Source organism: Pseudomonadota bacterium (assembly GCA_026388315.1).
In the GTDB taxonomy this organism is placed as follows: Bacteria; Desulfobacterota; Syntrophorhabdia; order Syntrophorhabdales; family Syntrophorhabdaceae; genus MWEV01.
Map to the genome: position 1 here is coordinate 17,967 of JAPLKA010000111.1, position 23,767 is coordinate 41,733.

The 23,767-nt window shown below is 44.4% G+C and carries 23 protein-coding genes and 1 tRNA gene; 17 read left to right on the forward strand and 7 right to left on the reverse strand.

Annotated elements, in window-relative coordinates; genetic code table 11:
• The first annotated feature begins 63 nt into the window (after window positions 1-63).
• Window positions 64-1,044 (forward strand): MBL fold metallo-hydrolase, encoded by a 981-nt coding sequence (locus tag NTX75_16050; protein MCX5817726.1) that lies wholly within the window; start codon window positions 64-66, stop codon window positions 1,042-1,044.
• 13 nt (window positions 1,045-1,057) lie between these two features.
• Entirely contained in the window at window positions 1,058-2,047 is a 990-nt protein-coding gene (locus NTX75_16055) for a hypothetical protein (protein ID MCX5817727.1), read from the forward strand.
• Here the strand turns inward: NTX75_16055 and NTX75_16060 are convergent.
• Window positions 2,040-2,864, reverse strand: a complete 825-nt coding sequence (locus tag NTX75_16060; protein MCX5817728.1) for a 50S ribosomal protein L11 methyltransferase — start codon at window positions 2,862-2,864, stop codon at window positions 2,040-2,042. The genes NTX75_16055 and NTX75_16060 overlap by 8 nt on opposite strands.
• An 83-nt stretch (window positions 2,865-2,947) precedes the next feature.
• Window positions 2,948-3,835, reverse strand: coding sequence for a helix-turn-helix transcriptional regulator (locus NTX75_16065; GenBank protein ID MCX5817729.1), 888 nt, complete (start codon window positions 3,833-3,835; stop codon window positions 2,948-2,950).
• Window positions 3,836-4,030: 195 nt separating this feature from the next.
• Between NTX75_16065 and NTX75_16070 the strand changes: the two genes are divergently transcribed.
• The 5 genes from NTX75_16070 to NTX75_16090 all read left to right on the forward strand — a co-directional run bounded on the left by NTX75_16070 (window position 4,031) and on the right by NTX75_16090 (window position 8,899).
• A complete protein-coding gene (locus tag NTX75_16070) occupies window positions 4,031-4,888 on the forward strand; it encodes a substrate-binding domain-containing protein (GenBank protein ID MCX5817730.1) in 858 nt (285 codons plus the stop codon).
• 27 nt (window positions 4,889-4,915) lie between these two features.
• Window positions 4,916-6,211 carry a hypothetical protein gene (locus NTX75_16075; GenBank protein MCX5817731.1) on the forward strand — a complete coding sequence of 432 codons (1,296 nt, stop codon included), beginning with the start codon at window positions 4,916-4,918 and terminating at the stop codon, window positions 6,209-6,211.
• A gap of 71 nt (window positions 6,212-6,282) precedes the next feature.
• Window positions 6,283-7,104 (forward strand): substrate-binding domain-containing protein, encoded by an 822-nt coding sequence (locus tag NTX75_16080; protein MCX5817732.1) that lies wholly within the window; start codon window positions 6,283-6,285, stop codon window positions 7,102-7,104.
• Window positions 7,105-7,250: 146 nt separating this feature from the next.
• Window positions 7,251-7,949: an ABC transporter permease gene (locus NTX75_16085; GenBank protein ID MCX5817733.1), complete on the forward strand. Its 699-nt coding sequence runs from the start codon at window positions 7,251-7,253 to the stop codon at window positions 7,947-7,949.
• A gap of 212 nt (window positions 7,950-8,161) precedes the next feature.
• Entirely contained in the window at window positions 8,162-8,899 is a 738-nt protein-coding gene (locus NTX75_16090; GenBank protein ID MCX5817734.1) for an ATP-binding cassette domain-containing protein, read from the forward strand.
• 128 nt (window positions 8,900-9,027) lie between these two features.
• Here NTX75_16090 and NTX75_16095 read toward each other — a convergent pair whose 3' ends face one another.
• From NTX75_16095 to NTX75_16110, 4 genes are all read right to left on the reverse strand, one after another.
• The gene (locus tag NTX75_16095; GenBank protein MCX5817735.1) at window positions 9,028-10,008 is read right to left on the reverse strand and encodes a TRC40/GET3/ArsA family transport-energizing ATPase; all 981 of its coding nucleotides are present in this window, start codon (window positions 10,006-10,008) and stop codon (window positions 9,028-9,030) included.
• A 26-nt stretch (window positions 10,009-10,034) separates the two neighbouring features.
• On the reverse strand, window positions 10,035-10,964 hold the full coding sequence (locus tag NTX75_16100; GenBank protein ID MCX5817736.1) for a TRC40/GET3/ArsA family transport-energizing ATPase: 930 nt from the start codon (window positions 10,962-10,964) through the stop codon (window positions 10,035-10,037).
• A 158-nt stretch (window positions 10,965-11,122) separates the two neighbouring features.
• On the reverse strand, window positions 11,123-11,395 hold the full coding sequence (locus NTX75_16105; GenBank protein MCX5817737.1) for a hypothetical protein: 273 nt from the start codon (window positions 11,393-11,395) through the stop codon (window positions 11,123-11,125).
• A gap of 55 nt (window positions 11,396-11,450) precedes the next feature.
• Window positions 11,451-13,136 carry a hypothetical protein gene (locus NTX75_16110; GenBank protein MCX5817738.1) on the reverse strand — a complete coding sequence of 562 codons (1,686 nt, stop codon included), beginning with the start codon at window positions 13,134-13,136 and terminating at the stop codon, window positions 11,451-11,453.
• A 210-nt stretch (window positions 13,137-13,346) separates the two neighbouring features.
• Between NTX75_16110 and NTX75_16115 the strand changes: the two genes are divergently transcribed.
• The 8 genes from NTX75_16115 to NTX75_16150 all read left to right on the forward strand — a co-directional run bounded on the left by NTX75_16115 (window position 13,347) and on the right by NTX75_16150 (window position 21,810).
• Entirely contained in the window at window positions 13,347-14,393 is a 1,047-nt protein-coding gene (locus NTX75_16115) for a hypothetical protein (GenBank protein ID MCX5817739.1), read from the forward strand.
• A 51-nt stretch (window positions 14,394-14,444) separates the two neighbouring features.
• Window positions 14,445-15,296, forward strand: a complete 852-nt coding sequence (locus tag NTX75_16120; protein ID MCX5817740.1) for an NAD(+)/NADH kinase — start codon at window positions 14,445-14,447, stop codon at window positions 15,294-15,296.
• A 2-nt stretch (window positions 15,297-15,298) separates the two neighbouring features.
• Window positions 15,299-16,918: a DNA repair protein RecN gene (recN, locus tag NTX75_16125; GenBank protein ID MCX5817741.1), complete on the forward strand. Its 1,620-nt coding sequence runs from the start codon at window positions 15,299-15,301 to the stop codon at window positions 16,916-16,918.
• Window positions 16,896-17,357, forward strand: coding sequence for an N-acetyltransferase (locus NTX75_16130; GenBank protein ID MCX5817742.1), 462 nt, complete (start codon window positions 16,896-16,898; stop codon window positions 17,355-17,357). Before recN ends, NTX75_16130 begins: the two co-directional genes overlap by 23 nt.
• An 87-nt stretch (window positions 17,358-17,444) precedes the next feature.
• A complete protein-coding gene (locus tag NTX75_16135; protein ID MCX5817743.1) occupies window positions 17,445-18,749 on the forward strand; it encodes a metallopeptidase TldD-related protein in 1,305 nt (434 codons plus the stop codon).
• 1 nt (window position 18,750) lies between these two features.
• Entirely contained in the window at window positions 18,751-19,896 is a 1,146-nt protein-coding gene (gene wecB / locus NTX75_16140) for a UDP-N-acetylglucosamine 2-epimerase (non-hydrolyzing) (GenBank protein MCX5817744.1), read from the forward strand.
• Between the two features lie 87 nt (window positions 19,897-19,983).
• Window positions 19,984-21,096 carry a glycosyltransferase family 4 protein gene (locus NTX75_16145; protein ID MCX5817745.1) on the forward strand — a complete coding sequence of 371 codons (1,113 nt, stop codon included), beginning with the start codon at window positions 19,984-19,986 and terminating at the stop codon, window positions 21,094-21,096.
• A gap of 3 nt (window positions 21,097-21,099) precedes the next feature.
• Complete coding sequence (locus tag NTX75_16150) at window positions 21,100-21,810, forward strand: methyltransferase domain-containing protein (protein ID MCX5817746.1); 711 nt, start codon at window positions 21,100-21,102, stop codon at window positions 21,808-21,810.
• On the opposite strand, the gene NTX75_16155 is transcribed toward NTX75_16150, so the two are convergent.
• Window positions 21,807-22,523: a hypothetical protein gene (locus NTX75_16155; protein ID MCX5817747.1), complete on the reverse strand. Its 717-nt coding sequence runs from the start codon at window positions 22,521-22,523 to the stop codon at window positions 21,807-21,809. The genes NTX75_16150 and NTX75_16155 overlap by 4 nt on opposite strands.
• An 86-nt stretch (window positions 22,524-22,609) precedes the next feature.
• Here NTX75_16155 and NTX75_16160 point away from each other — a divergent pair.
• Window positions 22,610-22,685 (forward strand) — tRNA-His (locus NTX75_16160).
• 59 nt (window positions 22,686-22,744) lie between these two features.
• Window positions 22,745-23,221 carry a nuclear transport factor 2 family protein gene (locus NTX75_16165; protein MCX5817748.1) on the forward strand — a complete coding sequence of 159 codons (477 nt, stop codon included), beginning with the start codon at window positions 22,745-22,747 and terminating at the stop codon, window positions 23,219-23,221.
• The last annotated feature ends 546 nt before the right edge of the window (window positions 23,222-23,767 follow it).

Consider the following 23,767-nt stretch of genomic DNA (forward strand, 5'->3'; position numbering starts at 1 on the left):
AATCCACCCCGTCTTATAAGAAAATGGATAGCAACATTCTTTTGTGGTGCAGGGAGGTTTATTATGAGGGTATATTTCTGGGGTACACGGGGTTCGTTACCTGCCTCTGTCTCATCTGAAACAATAAAGAAAAAGATATTCAAGGTCGTTAAAGCAGCAAGCAGTCTCAGTTTTCACAGCGATGAAGAAATAGAGAAGTTCTTGTATAAAAACTTTACCAATAATAACCTTCCGTTTTCTGCAATCGGAAGCTATGGCACCAATACGTCCTGCATCGAGATTGACGGCGGCAACGAATTCGTCCTCTGCGATGCCGGTACGGGTTTGAGAGATTTCGGCAATCATGTTTTGAGAACGATGAGCCAAAGCCACCATCAAAAACCCAATGTTTTCAATCTTTTTATGTCCCACCTTCATTGGGACCATATACAGGGATTTCCATTTTTTACCCCTGCCTATATGGCCGGTAACCATGTTAACATTTACGGGCTTCACGAGGAACTGGAAAAGGTTTTTGTGACTCAGCAGGACCCTCCGTTTTTTCCCGTACCCCTGAAATATATGAACGCCCGGATTACATTCACCGTGCTGGAACCGGGAAAAGAATACGATATTGCAGGCCTCAGGGTGAAAACCATACAACAGAATCACCCCGGCAGTTCGTATGGCTACCGGTTCGAGAAAGATGGAAAAAGTGTTGTCTATTCTACCGATTCAGAGCATAAAGACGAGGCCTATGATGACGATTATCCATTTCTGGATTTTACCAGGGATGCAGACCTTCTGATCTTTGATGCCCAGTACTCGTTGCTGGATGCCATTTCCTTCAAGGAGAACTGGGGTCATTCAAGCAACATCATGGGCGTTGAGCTCAGCGTAAAGGCCAATGTGAAACATCTCTGCATCTTCCATAACGAGCCGACGCTTGATGATGAAAGGCTCGACCAATTTTTAGATGACACGAGGAGGTATCTGAGGATTTACGCGGAATCATACCCGCTTCAGATAGACCTTGCCTACGATGGACTGCAGATTGAAATTTAGGAGGCAAAGATAATTGATTACAGGAATCGGAAGTTTCCCTTTTACAGACATAGACGAGACTATAGACGTTATTTTTTCAACATCGCAGGCAATTCCATTCTGGCCGCAACTGCCGAAAAGGTCTCCTGACGAAAATATGTATACCACATTCCTTGAAGGTGTGCCCTCTGTGGTCATTGATAAGACGAAGGAAACCGTCTTTATGGATACTGAAGACACACAGGGGATAGAGCGGTTCTATGAGAACGTTTATAACGAAAACCTTGAAGCCTTCAGGGTCTCTGAGGAGGCAGCGCCCGGTTTCTACCGTTTTCTGGAGAGGCTCAAAGAAATTGAAGGCGGTGTAAAGTTCATAAAAGGTCAACTGACGGGGCCTTTCAGCATGGGTTTAGGGCTGAAGGATGAAAAAGGTAAGCCGGTCATATATAACTACGGTTACTTCGATATTATCAAAAAAGCCCTGCACATGAAGGCAAAATGGATGATTGCAACTATAAAGGCTAATTATCCGGGGAAAGAGGTTATTATCTTCTTCGATGAACCTTACCTTGTTTCTTTCGGGTCTGCCTATGTCGCGATATCGAAGAATGAGACGATTTCCCTTTTAAATGATGTGTTGGGCGGTATCGGGGCAAAAAGGGGTGTTCATTGCTGCGGCAATACGGACTGGTCTGTCCTGCTTAATGCGGATGTCGACATTGTAAATTACGATGCCTTTAACTTCCTTGAGACTATCTTTTATTACAGGGAAGATTTGGTGAAATTTCTGGAAAGAGGCGGCTGGGTATCTCCCGGTATCGTGCCTTCGTCAGAAGAGGTGCTGAAGACACCCCCGGAGGTTTTACCGGATATTTTGAGGAAGTTTTCCGGGCTTATGGATGGCCTTAATCTGGTGAATAAACCGGAAGATTGGCTTATAACAACGAGCTGCGGACTCGGGAGTCTCAGTGTAGCAGAAGCCAAAAAGGCCATGGAACTGCTAAAAATGTTCAACGTTATTTAAATACGAAGCCGCACCAGGAATTTTTCTTTTCTGTACGTATCAGGGATAGTGGATGAAAAAGGGGCAGTACATCCTTTTTATTTTTCACAAGAACGCCTGAAATCACAATAAAACCACCCGATTTTAAAAGTTTTTTGATGTACCCGGCACGACGGGTAAATGTCTGAATATCAAGGTTTGCTAAAATGATATCGTATGTGCCCTTAATGCGGTGGAGGTCAGTACATGCTGTCTCTATCCTGTTTGCGTCATTGAGGGTAAGATTCTTTTTTACGGAAAGGATAGCATCCATATCATTATCGACGGCAATAATTGTTTTTGCTCCAAGCACATTCGCATAGAGAGACAAAATACCTGAACCGCACCCGATATCGAGGACCGATTTGTCCTCCATGTCTATGTGCCTCATGAGCTTGAGCATGAGTTTCGTGGATTCGTGTCTGCCTGTGCCGAAAGCCATCCCCGGCTCAATGACAATACATTTTTCACTTTTTCTTTTTTTGTGCCAGGGGGCAAGGATTGTCACATCTTCAATCCTGATGGGTCTGAAATATTTTTTCGTTAACTCTGCATAATCAAGAGATACTTCTTTCTCCACATTAACGTCTTTAACAGATATATTCGATTTTCGAAGGTAATCGACAAATTCCTCAACATCAGAGGGATAAGCCTTTATGATGACATCATCCCCTTTTTCTTCTATCCAGATTCCCCGGCTTGGAAGAATGTCGTATATTCCTTCCGGCAGTAGTTCTTCCGACCCTTTTTCAGCTCGAATATCTACCCTTATCTTGTATGGTTTTTCCAATGGTTTCATAGAGGATCTTTTTTATTTCTTCATACATCAGTAAGTTAAAAATTATTTTCTGTATTTTTTTGGCAGAAAATAATTTTGTAAACTTACTTATCCCGTTTATCGGGGTTAGGGAAAACTACACTTCCCGTCCTGGTTATTTCGTAGCCTGTAACATCTTTTATGCGCCCCAGAAGAGCGGGTTGTTCGAAGAAAGACAGAAAGGTTTTTACATGCTGATACAAGAAATACTCTTTCGGAATGACTAAGTGAAAATCCTCGCTGAAAAGGGGTATAAAATCCAGGTCGAGTATATGCGCCACATGCCGGATCCCGAATGCAGTGTCTGTATTGCCCTTGAGGACATTCAGCCCTGCCTGAAAATGCGACTCTACCTCATTTGTGTAGCCTTTTATTGCTGCCGGGTCTATGTCTTCTTCGCGGAGCAGGAAGTCGAGGAGGAGTCGCGTTCCTGAGCCTTCGCTCCTGTTCGTGAACGTTGCTCCTTTTACGGCAATATCCTCAAGTGTTTTGATCCCTTTCGGGTTGTTTTTCTGAATATAAATGCCCTGTTCCCTTGAAAATAGATGAATCACCACGTAATCATCTTTTGTCAGATACCTCTCAATATAAGAAAAATTATATTCGCGTTTTTTGATGTCCAGAATGTGGACACAGGACATGGTGGCCGACCCGTTTTTAAGCGCTTTGAGGCCGTTGATACTGCCTACAGGTGCATAGAAGATTGTGGATGTATGGGCTGCATTGAAAAGATCAATAATCCTTCTTAAGAGGATATCGTCACTTCCGGCGATGTAAATTTGTTTTTCTCTTTCGGTATTTTCCAGTATCCACCTGTCGATAAGCTCTCTTGTAAAGGCTATTTTCCCGCCAATTTTAATGTGCGGTAATTTGGATTCCTGAACAAGTTTATAGATTTTTTTCTCATTTATCTTCAGGTATTTTGACAGTTCTCGCGTTGATAAAATTTCCATTGATTCCATTATATCGGAAAACATCAGAGATTTGCAAATAAGATGTGAGAAATAAATAATGGTAATTAATAGTTATAATTAGTACGAATTAGTAATTAATAGTTATAATTAATGCTGATAATGCTTGATTTTTTAGACAAAGGTAACTATTATATTAGGCATATTAGGCATAATTTCTTTGACAGGAGCGCGTATATGAAAAGATGGCGTTATACAGGTTTGGTTTTGCTGTTTTTAATAATTCCATGCATTTCCTGGGCAGGAGACAGTAAATTTATCCTCTTATCGAGTACTATCGGCCCTATCGATTCGGGCATTGTGGATGTACTGGAAAATAAATTTGAGGAAGAAACCGGTATCAGGGTCAGGCATGTAGGGGCCGGGACCGGGGCTGCATTGGAGATAGCAAAAAAGGGGGATGTTGATCTTGTAATGGTCCATGCAAAATCTCTTGAGGAAAAATTTATTAAAGAAGGTTTTGGAACCGGAAGGATAGATTTAATGTACAACGATTTTGTGATTGTCGGCCCTTCCGTTGATCCCGCGGGGGTCAAGGGAATGAAGGGCGCTGCTGAAGCGCTCAGGAAGATTGCAGGTAAAGGCGCAATGTTTATAAGCCGGGGAGATAAGTCCGGTACACATGTGGCAGAGATGGTCTTATGGGAAAAGGCAGACATGAAACCATCGGGCGCCTGGTACAAAGTTTACGAAAAAGGGTCTGAAGGGAACGTATCAACGTTGCGCTACACGGACCAGAAAGGGGCCTATACCGTTATTGACCGCGCAACCTATCTCTCCCTTCAGAAGGAGATAGGACTTGTTGTTCTGGTGGAGAAAGATAAGGCCCTGCTGAACTATATCAGTCTTATACCGGTCAGCCCGAAAAGGTTTCCCGGGGTTAATTATGACGATACGATGACCTTTGTAAAATGGCTTACTGCTCCAGACAAGGGTCAGACAACCATAAAAGATTTTGGAAAAGAAAAATACGGCAGTACTCTGTTTTTCCCGAATTCAAAGCAATGGAGAGAATCTCAGGGATTAAAAGATTAATAAAATTTCACAAGGAGGTAAGAAAGGATGAAAAAGTTTGTTGTTGTATTGCTTGCCCTGTTTCTCGCAGTGCCTGCTGTTACCTATGCAGGGAGCGTAACAAGCATGTATGATGTAACCATCGGCGGGTATGTGAAGATGGATTTGGGCTGGCAGAACCAGAACCTTGGTCCGGATTATTCCGCTGCGGTACGGGGCTCCAGGCCGAACAACCAGAACAAGTATGATGAGTACGGAAGCCTTTACTCCTATGCCGGCGAGACAAGGCTGAACCTTGGCATCAAAGGCCCTGATGCATGGGGCGCAAAGACATCTGCCTTTATCGAAGGCGATTTCAGGGGCGCAAGCATCAGTTCGACGGCAGGCGTATTTGAATTGAGGCATGCTTTCATAAAATTCGACTGGGCACAGGACAGCCTGCTCATCGGCCAGTACTGGAATGACTGGGGTTACATCCCTTCATTTTTCATAGTCGGGAACGGTGACTTAAACCCTATGGGTCGTGGCAACCGGCAGCCTCAGGTCAGGTGGACACATACATGGAATAAGAACTTTTCGGGCTTCCTCGGTATCTATTCCGAATATAACACGCTTGCCGGCGGCACCATCGCAGCAAACACCCAGAATGACAATGCACGGTCACTTATGCCCCACTATATGGGCGAATTCAAGTGGCAGACCGACAGTTGCGGAAAGATCGGCCCATGGCTGACACAGTTAGCCTTCGGCGGGTTCTACGGCCAGGAGAAGAAGACCTATGTCGATACAACGGGCACCAGATGGAATGATGACAATGTGAATTCCTGGTCAATCGCACTGAAAGGCTATATCCCCATCATCCCCGAGAAAAAAGGAAATAAGGCAGGGGCGCTTGGATTCAGCGGTGCGACCTTCATGGGTCAGAACAACGGCCTCTATTACACCAGCGGCCCGGCAGTATCGTACGACGCTGCCCTGAACCCGAATGGAGCATACTACAGCGCCGCAGCAACGGTGAATTACGGCGGATGGGGACAGCTTTCCTATTACTTCACCGATAATATCTGGATAAACGGTATTTACGGAACATTCTCAAACAACTTTAATCCCAATACCTTCAGGGCAGTTGGCGCTAACGCAATCAGAACCAACCAGCACATGTTTCTCAACATCATCTACGACGTGAATCCGGCAGTCAGGCTTGGCATCGAATATGCGCGCGTTATGACAGGATATGCGGCATACGGCCCGGGTACCGCAGGTACCGATGCAGCCAATGCCAACAACCTCGACAGGTCCGGTACGATGGATTCAGTCAGGATGGCGGCCTGGTATTTCTTTTAAGGTGTAATGAGGACAGTGAGCAAAGGAGAATCTTTATGAAACAAATGAGAATTATTCCGGTAATACTAAGCATGCTGCTTGTTTTGACATGTTTTTGCGCCATATCACCCGTTTCTGCCCAGCAGAAAAACATCATTCTGGCTACAACGACGAGCACCCAGGACTCCGGCCTTCTTGATGTCCTCATTCCTGTTTTTGAGAAAAAGACAGGTTATTTCATCAAGACCATCGCCGTTGGGTCAGGTCAGGCTATGGCCATGGGGCAGAAGGGAGAAGCAGATGTTCTGCTCGTACATTCCCCTGATGCAGAGGCAAAATTTGTTGCCCAAGGCTACGGGATCAATAGAAGGCTTGTCATGCACAACGATTATATTGTTGTAGGACCAGGGAAGGACCCGGCAGGCATTAAGGGTATGAAATCAACCGTTGCGGCCTTTAAGAAGATTGCCGCCAGAAAGAGCCTGTTTATGTCAAGGGGAGATAATTCCGGAACCAACGCGAAAGAAAAGACAATATGGAAGGCATCCGGTATTGACCCTGAAAAAGAAAAATGGTATCAACAGACAGGTCTCGGGATGGGTCAGACACTCAATGTAGCTTCCGAAAAAGGGGCATATACGCTCACCGACCGGGGAACCTATCTTGCATTGAAAAAGATGCTTGGACTTGATATATTGACTGAAGGTGATGCAATGCTTCTCAATATCTATCATGCAATAGAGGTGAACCCTGCAAAATGGCCCAAGGTCAATGCAGCCGGCGCAAAGGCCTTCGCCGATTTTATGGTATCAAAAGAGGTACAGGATATTGTTAAAATCTTTGGTGTAAATAAGTACGGATCACCGCTTTTCTTTCCTGATGCCGGTAAAAAGGTGGAGGGTCTGGGGAGATAGATAGAAGCAAGAAGTCAGAAGACAGATTTAAGTCTGGCCTCAACCAAACTGTTCCTGCCTGCGCCTTGGACGAGGCAGACAGGTGTGATTTGGAAGATTGGTCAATTGGAATTTGTAGTTAAAAAACGGGAGGATCTGGGGAAATAATGGACCTGATCATTGAAGGAATTAAGAAGGCCTTTCTGCTGTTTATCAGCCTTGACCCCGAGGTAATCAATATCACACTTTTTTCTTTGAAGGTTTCCGGCATTGCTACTTTTATCAGCCTTTTTATCGGTATCTCTTCGGGTACGGCGATTGCCCTTCTCCGTTTTCCCGGGAAAAAGATTATTGTGAGTCTCGTAAACACCGGAATGGGGCTTCCTCCGGTTGTTGTAGGTCTTTTTGTGACGATTTTTCTGTGGAGGAACGGCCCCTTTGGTTTTCTGGAGATTCTCTATACCCCTTCAGCCATGATTATTGCACAGGCCATTATTGCAACGCCCATAGTGATGGGGATTACCGTTGCGGCGGTACAGCAGCTCCCTGAAAAACTCAGGTTACAGATTATAGCGTTAGGCGCTACCCGTACCCAGATGGTCTGGATGCTGGTTAAAGAGGCAAAGCTCCCCTTGCTCGCAGCAGTCATGGCCGGATTCGGCGGCGTCATATCAGAGGTCGGTGCATCCATTATGGTCGGCGGGAATATCAAGGGATATACCCGTGTTTTAACCACTGCAACAGTTATGGAAACAAGCAAAGGCAATTTCGACATAGCCATTGCCCTGAGTATAATCCTCCTTGCGATGGCATTTCTGGTAAATCTTGTCCTGACATTGGTACAGCAGAAACGGAGGCCGAACTGAGAAAGGCGAAAGAACTAAACAGTAGACAGTAAGCGCTAAAAAATACGCAACAAAGCAAAGTAGGTATTGTTTCTTTAGTTTCTTTAGTTTTTCTGGTTATTTAACCAAACAGATCAGAGAAACCAAAGAAACCTGATTAACAAAAATGGCAGCCGCAGGTTTTCCCGCCTGTCCCTCGGACCTGGCGGACAGGAACCTGCGTTAAATGAAATATGAAAAACCAGAAAATCATTCTTGAGGGCAGGAATCTTCAGGTCAAAAAAGGACGCACGGTTATCCTTGACGTTCCCGGGATACAGATACAGGAGGGGGAGTTTTTGTCAGTTATAGGCCCGAACGGGGCAGGAAAGACTACTTTGCTCCAGGCTTTATGCTGTTTGATGAAACCAGGTAGGGGGGAAGTTCTTTTCAGAGGCCGAAAAATAGGTTCAGAGTGCAATCTCATTGATTACAGAAGAAAAGTGACCATGGTCTTCCAGGAACCTTTACTTTTTGACACGACCGTTTTCAGTAATGTAGCATCCGGCCTGAAATTCCGTGGAATGAGGCAATCAGAGACAGAATCCATTGTAATGGAAAACCTTGAACGTTTTGGCATTGGCCATCTAAAAAATCGTTCTGCCAGGACGCTCTCAAGCGGAGAAGCACGTAAAACCGGTCTTGCCAGGGCACTTGCATTGAAGCCAGAGATACTTTTCCTTGATGAACCCTTCGGATCCCTTGATCCGCTCGCAAGAGATAATCTTTACAGCGACCTCGAAAAGATCATCCCCGGGTCAGGATTAACTGTAATCTTTGCAACCCATGATTGTGAAGAAGCATTGAGACTATCTCATCGGATAGCTGTAATGAACGGCGGTGAAATCATTCAGGTCGATGAGCCTGAGAAGGTGTTAAAACACCCCGTCAATAATTTTGTAGCTTCATTTTACCGATTGAACAAATCCTGATTTTATACCAAGTTGCATTCAAAGGCGCATCGAGGCAGCGACAACGAGCCGACGCAGGCGTACACAGACGTACGTCGAGGAGTGCGAGGAGGAGATAACAAAGATGAGCGAATGAAGGCGACTTGGTATTACACGAAAAGGTGATCGAGCATGCGTTTGAGCATAGGGGTGCCTTTCACCTCTGTCTCAAAGAGGGGGATCGTGGCCCTTACTTTGTCTCCGAATATCTCCCAGATTTCCTGCATATGATCATCCTGCATCTTTACGCGGTTGCGGACAAATTCAGCCGTATTTTCACCTACCTGGTCTTTCTGGATGATCCCGTTGACTACCACACCACCCACAGGGATGCCGAATTCATAAAACCAGTTGATAAACCTTGTAATAACAGCAATGGGAAGGCTCTCCGGGAGTGTGGCAAAGAAAAAGGCGGTAAGGTTATTGTCTGTAAGAAGACCCTGCACTTTTGCCATCCTGCCCTTAAACCCCAGCAGGTAGTTCATGAGGGGGTCTTCCTCGTTTTTCTTTGAAAAGGAGAGCAGCTCCCTTAAAGTTTTTGCCTCGTCCCTGCTTTTCAGCATCTTTTCCACCCAGAGGGAATATACCTTGGACATGCCGAGGAGACGCCGTGCATTTGCCGTAGGGGCAGTATCAAAAACATAGAAATCGTATTCATTCTTGAACATGATGTCTGTCATATTTTCGAACATGGCGGATTCTTCAAAGGCAGGGTTCATCGTGGCGGATTCAATGAAGTCATCGGCTTTGGTTGTAAGGTCTGCAAATTTGAGAAACCAGTTGATCTTTTCGCGGATCTCCCGTTTTGACCGTTCAATAGTATCCTTTGTATCGATCTCAAAGGCATAACAGAGCGACTCATCGCACACGGTAACGGCCTTGCCGAATACGTCCTGTCCGTAAAGGTTCGAGAGGCTGTGGACAGGGTTGGTGGAGGCAAGAAGCGTCTTTTTCCCCTGTTTTGCAGCCCATAATGCTGCCGTTCCGGCAAGTACAGTCTTCCCTACCCCTCCTTTCCCACCGAAAAAGATATACTTAAGGCCGGGGTGGTCCTTCATATATTGGGTCATACTGGTAGTAATCTGGTTCATCGTGGAACTCCTTAGCTCACAATTATTTACACGTTACCAAACATGGTAATTGCCAGTTTTTCTATCATCTCAAGCCCCGTAACGTCCCTGTCCATTTCAGGGACATAGGCAAGTATCTGGTTTTTGAATGTTTCGTCAATGACCTTCAGATATTTTTCCTGCATGACAAAACGGTTCTTCAGATATTCCGGAATCTCCTGCTGTTTCAATGTCTCGGACAAAACCCTGTTTACCACATAACCGCTTAAGGGGACATCGAATTTGGCAAAAAGTTCTGCCGCCTTCACCGTATCGGTAATAATCATCTGCTCTGCCGTAATCACAAAAAAGAATGCGGTCTTCTCCTTGTCGGTAAGGATGCCGGAAGACTTATTTATTCTCTCCTTGATGTAGAGGAGTTCATTGAGGATGGCATCTTCATCGAGCTCTTTATCCCTGCGCATGACAGCGGCAACCTGGTCATATTCCCTCATCTGCTGACGAAGGTTTGTTATTTTATCGATCCATTCGTCATATACAGATGCCATGCTCAGATAATAGAGTGCATGTCCAAGGGGAACGAGGTCATAGATGTAGTAGTCATACCCGCCCTTTACCACGATATCCACCACTTCATCAAAGATTGCGCTCTCTTCCATGGCCGGCTCAGCAGCAGCAGCCTGGATATAGCTCTCTATCTCCTCGGGAATCTTATCCATGCCGTACATGTCCAGAATCTTTTGCCTGATCTCCTGTTGATACTCTTTTACCCGGCGGTCGGCATCGATTTCCTGTGCATAGAGGTTCGGCATGATTTCTGTAGGCCCTTTGCCGAAGATGTCCCTCTTGAATATGTCGCTCAATGACGCCTGCGGGTCCACGGAAAAAACAAGGACACGCTTCCCCTGCTTTGCCAGATAATAGGCTGTTGCAGCGGAAAAGGTTGTCTTTCCCAGCCCTCCCTTGCCGCCAAACATAATGTAACGCCTGTCAGGATACTGTTCAAAAATTTTTGTCAGTGAAATAGGAACCACCCCTTTCTTTTAAATGCAGTGTTGAGTTATAAGTTTTGAGTGTTAAGTTTAAGGCTCTATTAAAACCCAAAACTCAACACTCAAAACTCAACACTGTTTTTTTATGCTAACGCATCCGTTAAATCTTTTTCCCTCAGCATTCTCCTTTTCCAGGTTGCAATCTGGGGAACAACATAAGGCAACAACCGCAAGGAATAGTACGGCGGCAGAATGGGAACACCCAGCATATCCCCCATTGTAATGAGGATAAAGAGATGCTCCATGCTTGCCCTCGATTTTAAGGCAAACCGTGCCGAATCGTGGGCAGCAACCCCGTATACGAATTCTTTAATTGCCTGGAAAAAACCGCCTTTTTTCTTTTCTTCATCTCCCATAATACATACTCCTCAAAAAAGTATTTCAAATTCGAAATCCGAAATTTAAACCAATTTACACCTTCGCTGCTGCTGCCTGGTTTTTCATTGCCCTGTAACGGTTGAAGGCCTTAAACCCTTCCCACCCTAATATGAGTGCAGCAACAACAAGGAAGAGCCCAACGAGGCCCATGAGTGTATTGCCAATGAGATCCCGGCCCTTTACAGCACCGGAAAGAACCTTCTGGAGCAGGCTGTAGGACGTGAATAACAGCGCCGCTATGGTGGTGATAAACATGAAGATCATGGGCCAGAACGTCCATGCCGCCGGTTTCCCTTCGGACATCAGCCATGCAGTCATAAGCATTAAAGCAAGGGAAGCCATCAACTGGTTTGCCCCTCCGAAAAGCACCCAAAGGTACTGCCACCACCCGGTAAGAACGAGCACCATACCAAGTATGCTGGCAATGAATGTTCCCACATGGGCATTCCTGAATATGGGACTTATATCACTTAAAAGTTCCGATGTAGCAACCCTCATGAATCTGATAACAAGTTGCATAATCGTAACGGCAAGGACGATCATCATGACGCTGCCGTAAGAACGACCCAAATTGGCAGGAAGCCCGAGGGCTCCCAGGAATTTCGCAACACCTCCTGCAAAGATAGCGCCCGGACCTTTTACGATAGCAGCTCCATATTCGGCAGGTGAGGCATAGATTGTACCGGCAATAATTAATGCGAACAAGGCAAGCATCATCTCCACAAACATGACCCCTGCGCCAACAGGCCGTGCATCCATCTCGTTTTCCAGTTGCCTCGCTGTTCCGGAGCTTGATACGATGCTGTGCCAACCGGAAATGGCGCCGCATGCGATTGTGACGAACATAATGGGCCAGATAGGACCGATCTTGATAGAAAAACCTGTATAGGCAGGAAGAGTAAAGTTAGGATGAATGATGAAAACACCGATGATCCCGAAAAAAAGTCCAAGGAAAACAATATATGAGGCAACATAATTAATGGGAAGTGCAAAACGCCAGATGGGTAAAACCGCTGCAAAATAGCAGAAGACAAATGCTGCGATTGTCCATACAACCCTGCTGTTGGCAAGGTCTGTACCGAGGATCTTATCAGAAGGCGCAACGGTTCCGACCCATATACCGATGAGGGAAATAACTACCGTGACGACAGTTGTGAGGATGATATCTTTTTTCCACCTGTAAATCATCTGCCCTGCAAGGACACCGCCTATAGTAAGAAATAACCATGCCATAGGGGCTGCCTTTAATGCAATGGCTGTGCTGACAACAACGTTACCAAAGGCCCCTGCAATGAGAAGCAGGTAGAAATAAATAAAGGAAAGGAGGATGACCCTCGCCCTTGGCGATATCAGCCTATGACTCAAGCCCCCGAAAGAGGCGCCATCGTTGCGCATGGCAACCACGGCGCTGGAATAATCCTGGACCCAGCCTATGAACAATGCGCCGCCGAGTATCCATACGAGTGCAGGAAGCCACCCCCACTGGATCGCGATGATCGGTCCTATAATCGGGGCCGCACCGGCGATTGATTTAAACTGGTAACCAAAAAGAATGTTTTTGCTTGTTGGCATGAACTCTACCCCGTCCATATACATCTTTGCCGGGGTAGCCCTTTTCGGGTCAGATTTGATGATTTTTGTATCTATGTATTTTGCGTAGTAACGGTACCCGATAAAGGCGACAATAAAACCTAAAATCAAGACAACTATTGCATTCATGTTTTACCCCCTTCCCTTTAAGGATTTCAAAAAATACCACTCATACATTTTACTTTTAACATCCTGCCGCTGTATACATATTGTGTTTTAATATTTCTATATTTTGTGCAATGATATTGTCAACTAAAATATTGTTTTTGTTAGTAAAAAAGATAACAAATACATTTTAAAAAATTGACAACCGTAATATATTACTGTTAAGGATTTTATGTGGCTAAACGTTTAAAATTCAGCGGGGATTTGTGCACCACGGCCATGGGCATTATGCCGCACGAGGATGTTCATGCAGCGCTTGATCTTGCTCTCACCATGGACATTCCTTTCTGGCCCCAGTTACCACGATTATCATTTTACGAGGATATGTATGTTCAGGCAATGGAAAATTTTCCCGGTGCTGTAATTGATGAAAGGCATACAAGGATTTATGTTGATACAAACAAATTTATTGACGATATCCCCCGATACCTTGATAATGAAGACAATCCGGCATTTTTCAGGTTGTCTGACAGGTATTCACCTGTGTACAGGGAGTTTCTCTCAAAAGAACTGCCTCATTTTACATCAATCAGAGGGCAGGCCATAAGTCCTGTCAGCCTCACACTGAAAGTTGTTGACGAGAACGATAAACCTATAGTTTATAATGATGAAATGCGTTCCCTTGCATTCTCTTTTATTCAGAAAAAGGTAAATGCCCAGTACAGGGAACTTAAAGAAAAGAACGAGAAGGCCTTTGTCTGGGTCGATGACCCAGGGTTGGAGTTCATTTTTAATGCCATGTGCGGATATGACAGCATGAAGGCAAAAAAAGAGCTGACAGAGTTTTTTGACGGCATCGAAGGCCCGAGGGGACTCCACCTCTGCGGACGGCCTGACTGGGATTTCCTCCTGTCATTGAATATCGAGATACTGTCACTCAATGCATACGCCTTCGGAGACACCTTTGTTACATATCCGGGTACAAAGGATTTTATCGAGAAAGGGAACATCGTAAGCTGGGGGATTGTGCCCACATATTTTGAGGAATTTTCACAGGAGGATGTTAAAACCATTTCGAAAAGGCTTGAGGCAATGTGGAAAGTGCTGGGGAAAAAAGGACTTGATATGGGTTTAATTGTAAAAAACAGCATGCTTGCTCCGGCAACATGCAACCTCCTTAATCCTGATAAAACAGTTACCGTTGAGAGTTCATTCAGGTTGCTCAGTGAGCTTTCGAAGCACTTGAAAGAGAAATACAGGAAGGAAATTAAGAATTATTAAAACGGATTACGCATCACGGAATACGCATCACGGAATACAAAAGGTGTTCATATGAAGAAAATCCACATTGTGTGCAAGAAAAAAAAGGATGATGCAATAAAGCTTGCACGGCATATCATTGATGAATTCGGAAAAGACAATGACATATACCTGGATGAGGAGTCAGCCCGTTCCTTAGGGTACGAAAAACAGGTAGAAATCGAGCATATCGGTGAAGGTGCCAATTTTATTATAGTCCTTGGAGGGGACGGCACTCTCCTGAGTGTCTCAAGACACGGAAGAGGAAATGATGTGCCAATCCTCGGCATAAATCTGGGCAGCCTTGGTTTTCTTACGGAAAGTTCCGTGGAGGAGCTACCTGCCATGCTTAATGCAGTAATAAAGGACAGATACAACATCTCAAAGCGGATTATGATAGATGTGAGCGTAAACCGTGAAAATGAAAAGGTCTTTGAATTTACCATACTTAACGATGCGGTAATTACCAAAGATGCCCTTGCACGGATTATTGATATTGAGACATATGTGAATAACGATTATCTCGCTACCTTCAGGGGAGATGGCCTCATACTCTCAACGCCTACCGGTTCTACAGGATATTCCCTCTCAGCGGGGGGTCCAATCCTGTATCCGTCTCTGAAAAACATTATTGTTACACCCATTTGTCCCCACACGCTCACAAACAGACCTATTATCCTCCCGGAGAATACCAAAATAAGGGCTATTTTACTTTCCAGGGATGAACGTGTTGTACTCACATTAGACGGACAGATCGGATTCCCGCTTGAATATGGCGATGAAGTAGTAGTAAAGCAGTCGTCACGTATCGTAAGCCTCATCAAGTCTTCATCAAAGGGATACTTCGAAATATTAAGAACAAAATTGAAATGGGGGGAAAGGTAGGAATGCTTACCTTTCTCAGGGTGAAAGGTTTTGCCATCATTGACGAGTTACAGGTTGAATTCGAGAACGGCTTTAATGTAATCACCGGAGAGACCGGTGCGGGAAAATCCATAATCATCAATGCCTTGTCCACATTAATGAGTGCAAAGGTGTCCTCTGAGATGGTAAGAAGCAACGTGCCGCAGGCAGAGGTAATGGGACATTTTTTCAAAGGTGATGAAGAATTTATTCTGAAACGGGTTATCAATGCATCGGGAAGATCAAGGGGGTTTCTCAATGATGACCCGGTCACATTGGCCAAACTGGAAGATCTGGGGGAAAGACTTATCAATATTTACGGTCAGAATGAATTCCAGGATCTCCTCGATAAGGGAAGTTACATCGGGGTCATAGATAATCTTCTTTCGCTCAACAGCGAAAGGGGCGCCCTTGCCGTGAAGGTGAAAGAGCTTAAAGAAGTCAGCACAAAACTGGAAATAAAGAAAAGAGAGGTAGACGGCAGGGATAAGGAGAGCGCCTTACTGGAATTCCAGATTGATGAGATTGAGAGGGAAAATATAAAACAGGGCGAGGAAGCGCAGATACGTGAGCAACTCAAAATCCTGAAGGATGCGGAGAAGATTAAAAACTGCCTCCTGGGGATTTCAGAAGGTCTTTATGAGGGTGACGGTTCTGTGCATACGATGTTCAGGACATGTATGGCCTTGCTCAAACCCTTTAGTCATATCGAAGCAATCGAAGGATTAAAAAAAAGGATCGAATCAGTCTCCTTTGATGTGGAGGAAATCCTCATTCATGTTAAGGAAATAAAAAAAAACCTCTCCGTCGACTCTGATGAACTTCAAAACCTTGAAGACAGGTTATCAAGGATATATATACTCAAGGAAAAATACGGAAAGACATATGAGGACATCCAATCCTACAAAGAGGCGGCTGGAAAAAGACTTCTCTATCTCAGAACATTGTCAACGGATATCACAGAGCTTGAAAACAGAAAGGCATTGCTCGCAGAAGAAACCGGGGAGCTTGCTGAGAGGCTTTCTGCGGCAAGGCAGGAAGGCGCCGGGAGGGTTGAAAAATTGATCATCAGTGAGCTGGGTTACCTCTCCATGGAAGGTATACAATTCACAGTTTCTGTTGCCGATAAGGGCGCCATTGATGAAGAAGGGAAGGATGACATAGAGTTTTTAATAAGCACAAACCCCGGAGAACAGCTTAAGCCTCTCAGGAAGATTGCGTCCGGAGGAGAATTATCGAGGATTATGCTCGCCATAAAGCGGGTTATTGGCGGTGATGAGGAAAAAACCCTTATATTTGATGAGATTGACGCAGGTATTGGAGGTAGAGTAGCAGACCTTGTTGGTAAAAGGTTGAAAGAACTTGCAAAATATCATCAGGTAATATGTATTACCCATCTCCCCCAGATTGCCGTATACGGGGATCATCATTTTCTGGTGGAAAAATATCAAGAGAAGGACACAACAACAACAGGCATACGGAGACTCCCGAAGGGTGAAAGGATTTCTGAGGTGGCAAGGATGTTGGGAGGTATTACCATTACTGATTTAACAATCCAAAAGGCAGAGGAGATGTTGCACAATGCTGAGAAAGGCGTCAATTAAGGATATAAAACAGATACACAGTATCGTGAATACGGCCGCATCAAATGGTGAGATGTTGCCGAGATCGCTGGGCGAATTGTACGATAACCTGAGGGATTATTTCGTTTACGTTGAGGATGGGAAGATTGCCGGTACAGGCGCCCTCCATATATGTTGGGAAGACCTTGCCGAGATACGGTCGGTCTGCGTTGTGGAATCATCAAGGAGGACGGGGATCGGCCGGAAACTCGTGAATGCCTGTCTTGAGGAGGCAAAAGAATTCCAGGTAGACAGGATATTTCTCCTTACCTATCAGGATGGATTCTTTAAAAAGTGCGGCTTCAGTGTTGTTGACAAAAAGGATCTTCCACAGAAAATATGGTCGGACTGTATTAAATGTCCCAAGTTCCCCGAGTGTGATGAGATAGCAATGGTTTTGGAAGTGAAAAGTGAAAGGTGAAAGGAGCGGAAAGGGGAAAGGGGAAAGGGGAAAGGATAAGTCCTCCGACCTCAAACCTCAAACCTCAAACATATTTTGGAGTTTATTATGGATTATGAAAAGATAGCCGAAAGAATGGGCAATGCCTTCGATAGCTGGGAGCTTTTCTTTTTAAAAGAAAAGACGAAGAAGTACGAATGCAGGGAAAAGGAATTGTACGGTGTGGAATTGAAGGAGGAAAATGGCATCGCCCTGCGGGGCATTAAAGATAGCAGGATGGTCTTCACATACACCTATGAAAACAGCGATAAAGCCGTCGAGATACTACTTGAGAACAGTAAAGCGCTTTTGCCTTTTATGGAGAAAGATGCCGATGCAGGGTTCCAGGAAAAGTATGAAGGCTACCACAAACTCGACATTTATGATAATGCGGGTCTTGCCTGTGACGATGGATACAAGACTGAACTGCTCATAGACATGGAGAAAACTATCCTCGATTTTGATAAGAGGATCGTGGTTACAAGAAATTGTGAGCTCCAGGAAAGCGACATTCATGTGATGATGATAAACTCCAACGGTTTAAGGGCCGCATCGAAAAAAACGCTTTTTACCCTGTTTGCAATGGCTGTTGCAAAAGGCGAAGACGAAGTCTCATGGTATGACTGGCTGTGGGATCATACCTTCACCAATATTAACGCAAAAACGTTCGGAACAGAGGTAGCACAAAAAACAATTTCATTTCTCTCGAGCACACAGATCGATACAGGTATCTATGAGGGGATTTTAACCCCACAGGCCTCCTGCGATATGCTGGAAATGCTCTCTCAGTCTTTTCTCGGTGAAAGCCTTTATAAAGACAAAACAAAACTCAAAGGCAAAGAAAATACAAAATGTTTTTCAGAGGTCCTCAATATTATGGATTCAGGCCTGAAAGGCATGGACAGTTTTCCCTTTGATGGAGAGGGTACGCCTTCCGGGGAACGGTATATTGTGAAGAATGGCTGCTTTACCTCCTTTCTTTATGACAGCTATTACGGACGTAAATTCGGTTTACCGTCCACTGGAAACAGTGTAAGATGGGGCATAAAAGAGCCTCCGAAATGCGCCCCAAGGTGTTTCTTTATCGAAAAGGGGCAGCGGGATATAATGAGCAGGCTTACTACAAACGGGGTTATCATCGAGGAACTGATGGGAACACATACCGCTAACCCCATAACAGGGGATTTCTCGTTGGGTGCAGTAGGTTACCTGTGCAGGAATGGTGAAAAATTGCCGTTTAACGGTGTTATTTTTTCAGGTAATGTATTTGAATTATTGAACAATGTGAGAGAGGTGGGGAATGATATAAGATTCTATGGAACCTGCGGCTCCCCTTCCCTTTATGTTGAAGGAATAAAAATCAGCGGGATATAACATGAAAAAGATACTTCTTGTTTTTGGTACACGTCCGGAAGCGATTAAAATGGCGCCTGTTGTCAATAAGCTGAAAGAATACAGCGAGCATTTCACCACTATAGTGTGTGTAACGGCCCAGCACAGGGAGATGCTTGACCAGGTACTTTCTATTTTCAACATCACCCCTGACTATGATTTAAATATCATGCAAAATAACCAGAATCTCTTCGATATTACCACAAAAGTCCTGAACGGGCTTAAAGGGGTTTTTGAAGAGGCAAAACCCGATCTTATCATGGTGCAGGGCGATACAACCACAGCCTTTGTTGCAGGTCTTGGGGCATTCTATCTAAAAATCCCGGTTGGTCATGTGGAGGCAGGCCTGAGAACATATGACAAGTACAGTCCATTCCCTGAGGAAAAGAACAGGCATCTCCTCAGCGCCCTCACCGACTACCACTTTGCACCTACTGAATGGAGCAAGTCGAACCTTTTGAAAGAAAATGTGCCGCCGGAAAGGATATGGGTAACGGGAAATACGGTGATAGATGCGTTAATGACAGTCAGCAATCGTCAGTCAGCAGTCGTCAGTCAAAAAAAATGGCTAAGGTATTTTGATAAAGAATTTAACTTAAAACTTAACACTCAACACTCAAAACTGATCTTAGTCACCGGTCACCGCAGGGAAAGCTTTGGAGAAGGATTTGAAAATATTTGCCATGCCCTCAAGACAATTGCCCGTGAAAAAAAAGATGTCATGATTGTGTACCCTGTTCATTTGAATCCGAATGTCCAGCGGCCGGTAAAGGCGATACTGAAAGGTATCGATAATGTGTTCCTGATAGAACCCCTTGAATATGAACCATTCATATTTCTCATGAATGAATCCCATCTCATTCTTACTGATTCCGGGGGCATTCAGGAAGAAGCGCCATCACTCGGAAAGCCCGTTCTTGTCATGAGGAACACGACGGAGAGACCCGAAGGCATTAAGGCCGGCGTTGTGAGGCTCGTTGGGACTGAAAAAGAGGACATTATCCGGAATACAATGGAACTGCTTGACAACCAGATACTTTACAAAAAGATGTCTCAATCGGCGAATCCATACGGGGATGGAAGGGCATCAGAGAGAATAGTGGATATACTTTTACGAGTAATTGTGTGATTGAGTGATTGAACTGCTATTTTATACAATTACTTAATTGCTTAATCGCTTATTCATTTGCATCATGGAGTAGTTGAAAAATAGCTTATGAGAGTAGTTTACGCCATTCGCCATGTAGGTATGACCGGGGGAGTTAAGGTCTTTTTCCAGCATGTCGAGCTATTGAGAAACCTTGGCCACGAGGTTCATCTCGTTGCAAGGTACATTGATGAGACATGGGGATTCAGAGTTACGCCGGAGATAGTTCCTTCATTTGATGATACACATATCCCTGAAGCCGATGCTATTGTTGTGACAACTCCGAAGGATGTTGAAGCCCTCTGGAAGGTGGCGAAAAAGAGGGGGATTCCACTCTTTCATTTTATGCAGGGCTTTGAGCCCGATTATGTCCTCGAGAGAATCCACGGTAAGGTAATTCCTGACAGGTTTCACGGAAAAGACATAACTACAAAGATACAGTACATGAAAAAAATCTGGGGATGGAAGAGGAAGCTCAAAAGATTTGATGCACTTTACAGGATTCCCTCAATAAAAATGGCCATATCTCCCCACCTTGTCCAGGGGGTTGTGAACAGGTATGGCATGGAATGTTATCTCCTCCCCAATGGGATTGACCCGAACGTCTTTTATCCAAAAGAGAAAGGGCTCGATTATTCCGGCACATTGAGGATACTCTCCGTAGGCAATGCGAATATAGAATATAAGGCGATACCTGACATCTGGAAGGCTGTAAAGATTTTGAAAGACCGGGGTGAGAATGTTTTTCTAACGAGGGTTTCGCCCACTGCTATTCCTGAAATTGAGAAAAATGCCGGAGTAGTTGACAGATTTTTTGTGAAAATATCCGAGCAGGATATGGCAGACCTCTACCGGGAGAGCCACATCCTCATATCAGCCTCCACAGAAATCGAAGGTTTCGGGCTGCCCCCTGTTGAGGCTATGAGTACAGGAACACCGGCAATACTCACGAGGGTTTCACCGTTTCTCGCTTTTGATACCGGCCATGATTATGCCTGTTTTGTCAATGTCCACAAGCCGGAAGAGATTGCAGAAGGGGTGATTGCTATAGCGCGGGACAAGACATTACGGGACAGACTTGTAGCGAGAGGGTTTGAGATTGCAAAGAAATATTCGTTGGAAATGGTGGGGGAACATCTGGAAAAAATCCTGCAAAAACACGTTACTGAAAGGAGAATATGAACCATGCTTATCGATAAAAATGCACCAGGAACCCAGGAGAAGGTATTATCGATCCTGCAAAAAATGCCTCCCGGGAAAATCCTTGATGCACCGTGCGGAGAGGGGGCATTATCCCAGCATCTTATCAGTAATAAGTTTGATGTTTTTTGCGTAGATATCGATGAAGCCTATTTTAAACTTCAGGGTGTTCCTTTCACGAAGGTCGATCTCAACAAATCGCTTCCCTTTGAAGACGGGTATTTTGACTATGTGGTTTCCATCGAGGGTATCGAACATCTCGAAAATCCATTTTCATGTATCAGGGAATTTGCAAGGGTACTCAAACCGGGAGGCAACCTGATCATTACAACCCCCAATATCATGTCAATTAAAAGTCGAACCCGTTTTTTCTTATACAGTTACCACGATTTCTTCCGTTTTATTGATATTGATGATAATTTCCGCCATACCCATCCCGGATATACCCATGAACATATCAACCCCATGACCTTCATGGAACTGAGATATGCCCTGCAAAAGGCAGGATTTCACGTAATAGGCATACATACGAACCGCTTTGTTACACCAAAAAAATGGGGTATCATGTATCCCCTCATCAAATCTCTGGTTATTCAGAAAACCAAAAGACGTTTGCCGAAAGATAAAGATTTAGTATCAAAGGAAATTCTTGAAGGGGAAATACTTATACTTCACGCCGCAAAACAATTTTTCTAACTTCTCTTTCTGCATTTCTTTATGCAGTTCTTGCACATAAGGTTTGCATTGTATAATTCATAAAACCTTTCCGGAAATCTGGAATAAAGATATTCCCATTGAACGATAGTAACTATGGACAAAATCAGAATGGAATATGTCCAGAAGGAAGGGGCATAAATTAAAGGTGAAAACGCCATAAGGTATCCCCAGTTGTTAATTCTGCAGGAATTACAGCATTTGTGCTGGATAATAGTTTTGAACGGACACCAGACCGTAATACAGAACTGGTCCATAAAAATGAAGAAGACAACGATGATGCACAGCCACATCGTGTTCAGTAACCCCACAACATGCCAGAAACCCATCATGAGAACAAGCATCGTCCAGTATACGGCAGACCGGATTGCACCGAAATTCATTTTTTTTATATAATCTCTCAATTTTTTCTGCTTCGCGGGGTTATCTTCCCCTGCACGTACAAAATTCCTTCCATATATCTTTCCCAGGTTAATTTTCGAATTCATCTGAGGGATCAGCCTTTTAATCAATATGAGGATGGTGAGGAGCCACAAGACATGATAGACCCTGAAGAACAGGATTTTATAGGTAAATAAAACCGTAAGGACGTCGGGGTAAAAAATCGCAAAAAACAGCGATGCTATTAAAATAATTCCTTTGATAATGAGTTTATCTAACCCGCCGTTGATGGACATGATTTTAAAGTTTACCATAACTATCCTGAAGTTTCTCATTAAAAACGGCAAAGCATGGCTTTCATTGACTTTTGACTGTTCTTATGCTAAAAAACAAAATAACGGTGGGTGTAGCTCAACGGTTAGAGCATCAGGCTGTGGTCCTGGGGGTTGAGGGTTCGAGACCCTTCACTCACCCCAATATATTCGCTATAAATCAAGAATGGCACAAAAAAGCTGGAAAAGATGAGGATCCTTCGATGAAGAACACGGTCCTGCTGTGGACAATCATTTTGGCATTTATGCTTTTCTCCCATTCACAGACGTATTCAGCTACAGCAGACACGGACAATAGGAGGGACACGGTGGAAGAGGAGATTTGGGCATTGGAAGAGGCGTACTTCGCAAACCTCTATAAAGCAAATTATGAGGGGGTACTTGCCATTGTGCATAGTCAATTCCTTGGATGGCCGGGCGCCGTGCCGCAACCGATTGACAGAGAAGAAAGTGCTCGTTTCATGAAGCAATTAGTCCCCAAGCCCACTTCATGCACTTTCGAGATTGAACGAGCCGGTATCCGGTTGCTGGGAGAGGTCGCACTGACTCAATACATCATTCACGTCAATTGCAGTGACACCGCCGGTGTGACGCAAACACAATCATCGCGGATAACCCATACGTGGGCAAAAGAGAGCGCTTGCTGGAAATTGCTGGGGGGCATGAGCTACGATAAATGAGCCGATTTAAAAAAACCTATCAGAGAAGGTTTACTCAGCTATCAAAAAGTTTTTCCTGCCATAGCGCAATTCATTGTATCCTTTTTATCATGCCGTATTAATATTCAATGTTCCGTGGAAGAGTCCATTTTTAACTTTTAAATCTATCGAAACCAATCCACTTTTATTTTTAAGATGCCAGAACATAAGAAAATATTTGTATTTTCCGTGTTGCAGGGTTAGAATTTCAACAAAACAATAATATCAAAAAAGACATGATAAATCTTTTTTATTTTGCCGCAGACGGACGCAGACAAAAGATGGACGGTATTTTATATCGGCCGCCGACCTGGCGCCCGATATACTCCATGCCCTTCGGGCAGAATGAAAATGTAATGTATTCGCCCATTAGGGCTGAATATTTTGGCCCGCCATTGTCGGCGGGGCAAAAAACAGAATTGCTTGTCCGCTCCTGTCCGCCTTTGTCGAGCGTAAGCGGGCGGCAAAATATAGGTTTTGATAAAACCTGAATTTAAAAAGGGGAGGAAATAATATGGCGACGAAGAA

Bases quoted from the DNA above. Each gene is read 5' to 3' on its own strand.
- NTX75_16050 (MCX5817726.1), top strand. From the start codon at position 64: ATGAGGGTATATTTCTGGGGTACACGGGGTTCGTTACCTGCCTCTGTC.
- NTX75_16060 (MCX5817728.1), bottom strand. From the start codon at position 2,864: ATGAAACCATTGGAAAAACCATACAAGATAAGGGTAGATATTCGAGCT.
- NTX75_16065 (MCX5817729.1), bottom strand. From the start codon at position 3,835: ATGGAAATTTTATCAACGCGAGAACTGTCAAAATACCTGAAGATAAAT.
- NTX75_16070 (MCX5817730.1), top strand. From the start codon at position 4,031: ATGAAAAGATGGCGTTATACAGGTTTGGTTTTGCTGTTTTTAATAATT.
- NTX75_16075 (MCX5817731.1), top strand. From the start codon at position 4,916: ATGAAAAAGTTTGTTGTTGTATTGCTTGCCCTGTTTCTCGCAGTGCCT.
- NTX75_16080 (MCX5817732.1), top strand. From the start codon at position 6,283: ATGCTGCTTGTTTTGACATGTTTTTGCGCCATATCACCCGTTTCTGCC.
- NTX75_16085 (MCX5817733.1), top strand. From the start codon at position 7,251: ATGGACCTGATCATTGAAGGAATTAAGAAGGCCTTTCTGCTGTTTATC.
- NTX75_16090 (MCX5817734.1), top strand. From the start codon at position 8,162: ATGAAAAACCAGAAAATCATTCTTGAGGGCAGGAATCTTCAGGTCAAA.
- NTX75_16095 (MCX5817735.1), bottom strand. From the start codon at position 10,008: ATGAACCAGATTACTACCAGTATGACCCAATATATGAAGGACCACCCC.
- NTX75_16100 (MCX5817736.1), bottom strand. From the start codon at position 10,964: ATGTTTGGCGGCAAGGGAGGGCTGGGAAAGACAACCTTTTCCGCTGCA.
- NTX75_16105 (MCX5817737.1), bottom strand. From the start codon at position 11,395: ATGGGAGATGAAGAAAAGAAAAAAGGCGGTTTTTTCCAGGCAATTAAA.
- NTX75_16110 (MCX5817738.1), bottom strand. From the start codon at position 13,136: ATGAATGCAATAGTTGTCTTGATTTTAGGTTTTATTGTCGCCTTTATC.
- NTX75_16120 (MCX5817740.1), top strand. From the start codon at position 14,445: ATGAAGAAAATCCACATTGTGTGCAAGAAAAAAAAGGATGATGCAATA.
- recN (MCX5817741.1), top strand. From the start codon at position 15,299: ATGCTTACCTTTCTCAGGGTGAAAGGTTTTGCCATCATTGACGAGTTA.
- NTX75_16130 (MCX5817742.1), top strand. From the start codon at position 16,896: ATGCTGAGAAAGGCGTCAATTAAGGATATAAAACAGATACACAGTATC.
- NTX75_16135 (MCX5817743.1), top strand. From the start codon at position 17,445: ATGGATTATGAAAAGATAGCCGAAAGAATGGGCAATGCCTTCGATAGC.
- wecB (MCX5817744.1), top strand. From the start codon at position 18,751: ATGAAAAAGATACTTCTTGTTTTTGGTACACGTCCGGAAGCGATTAAA.
- NTX75_16145 (MCX5817745.1), top strand. From the start codon at position 19,984: ATGAGAGTAGTTTACGCCATTCGCCATGTAGGTATGACCGGGGGAGTT.
- NTX75_16150 (MCX5817746.1), top strand. From the start codon at position 21,100: ATGCTTATCGATAAAAATGCACCAGGAACCCAGGAGAAGGTATTATCG.
- NTX75_16155 (MCX5817747.1), bottom strand. From the start codon at position 22,523: ATGGTAAACTTTAAAATCATGTCCATCAACGGCGGGTTAGATAAACTC.
- NTX75_16165 (MCX5817748.1), top strand. From the start codon at position 22,745: ATGAAGAACACGGTCCTGCTGTGGACAATCATTTTGGCATTTATGCTT.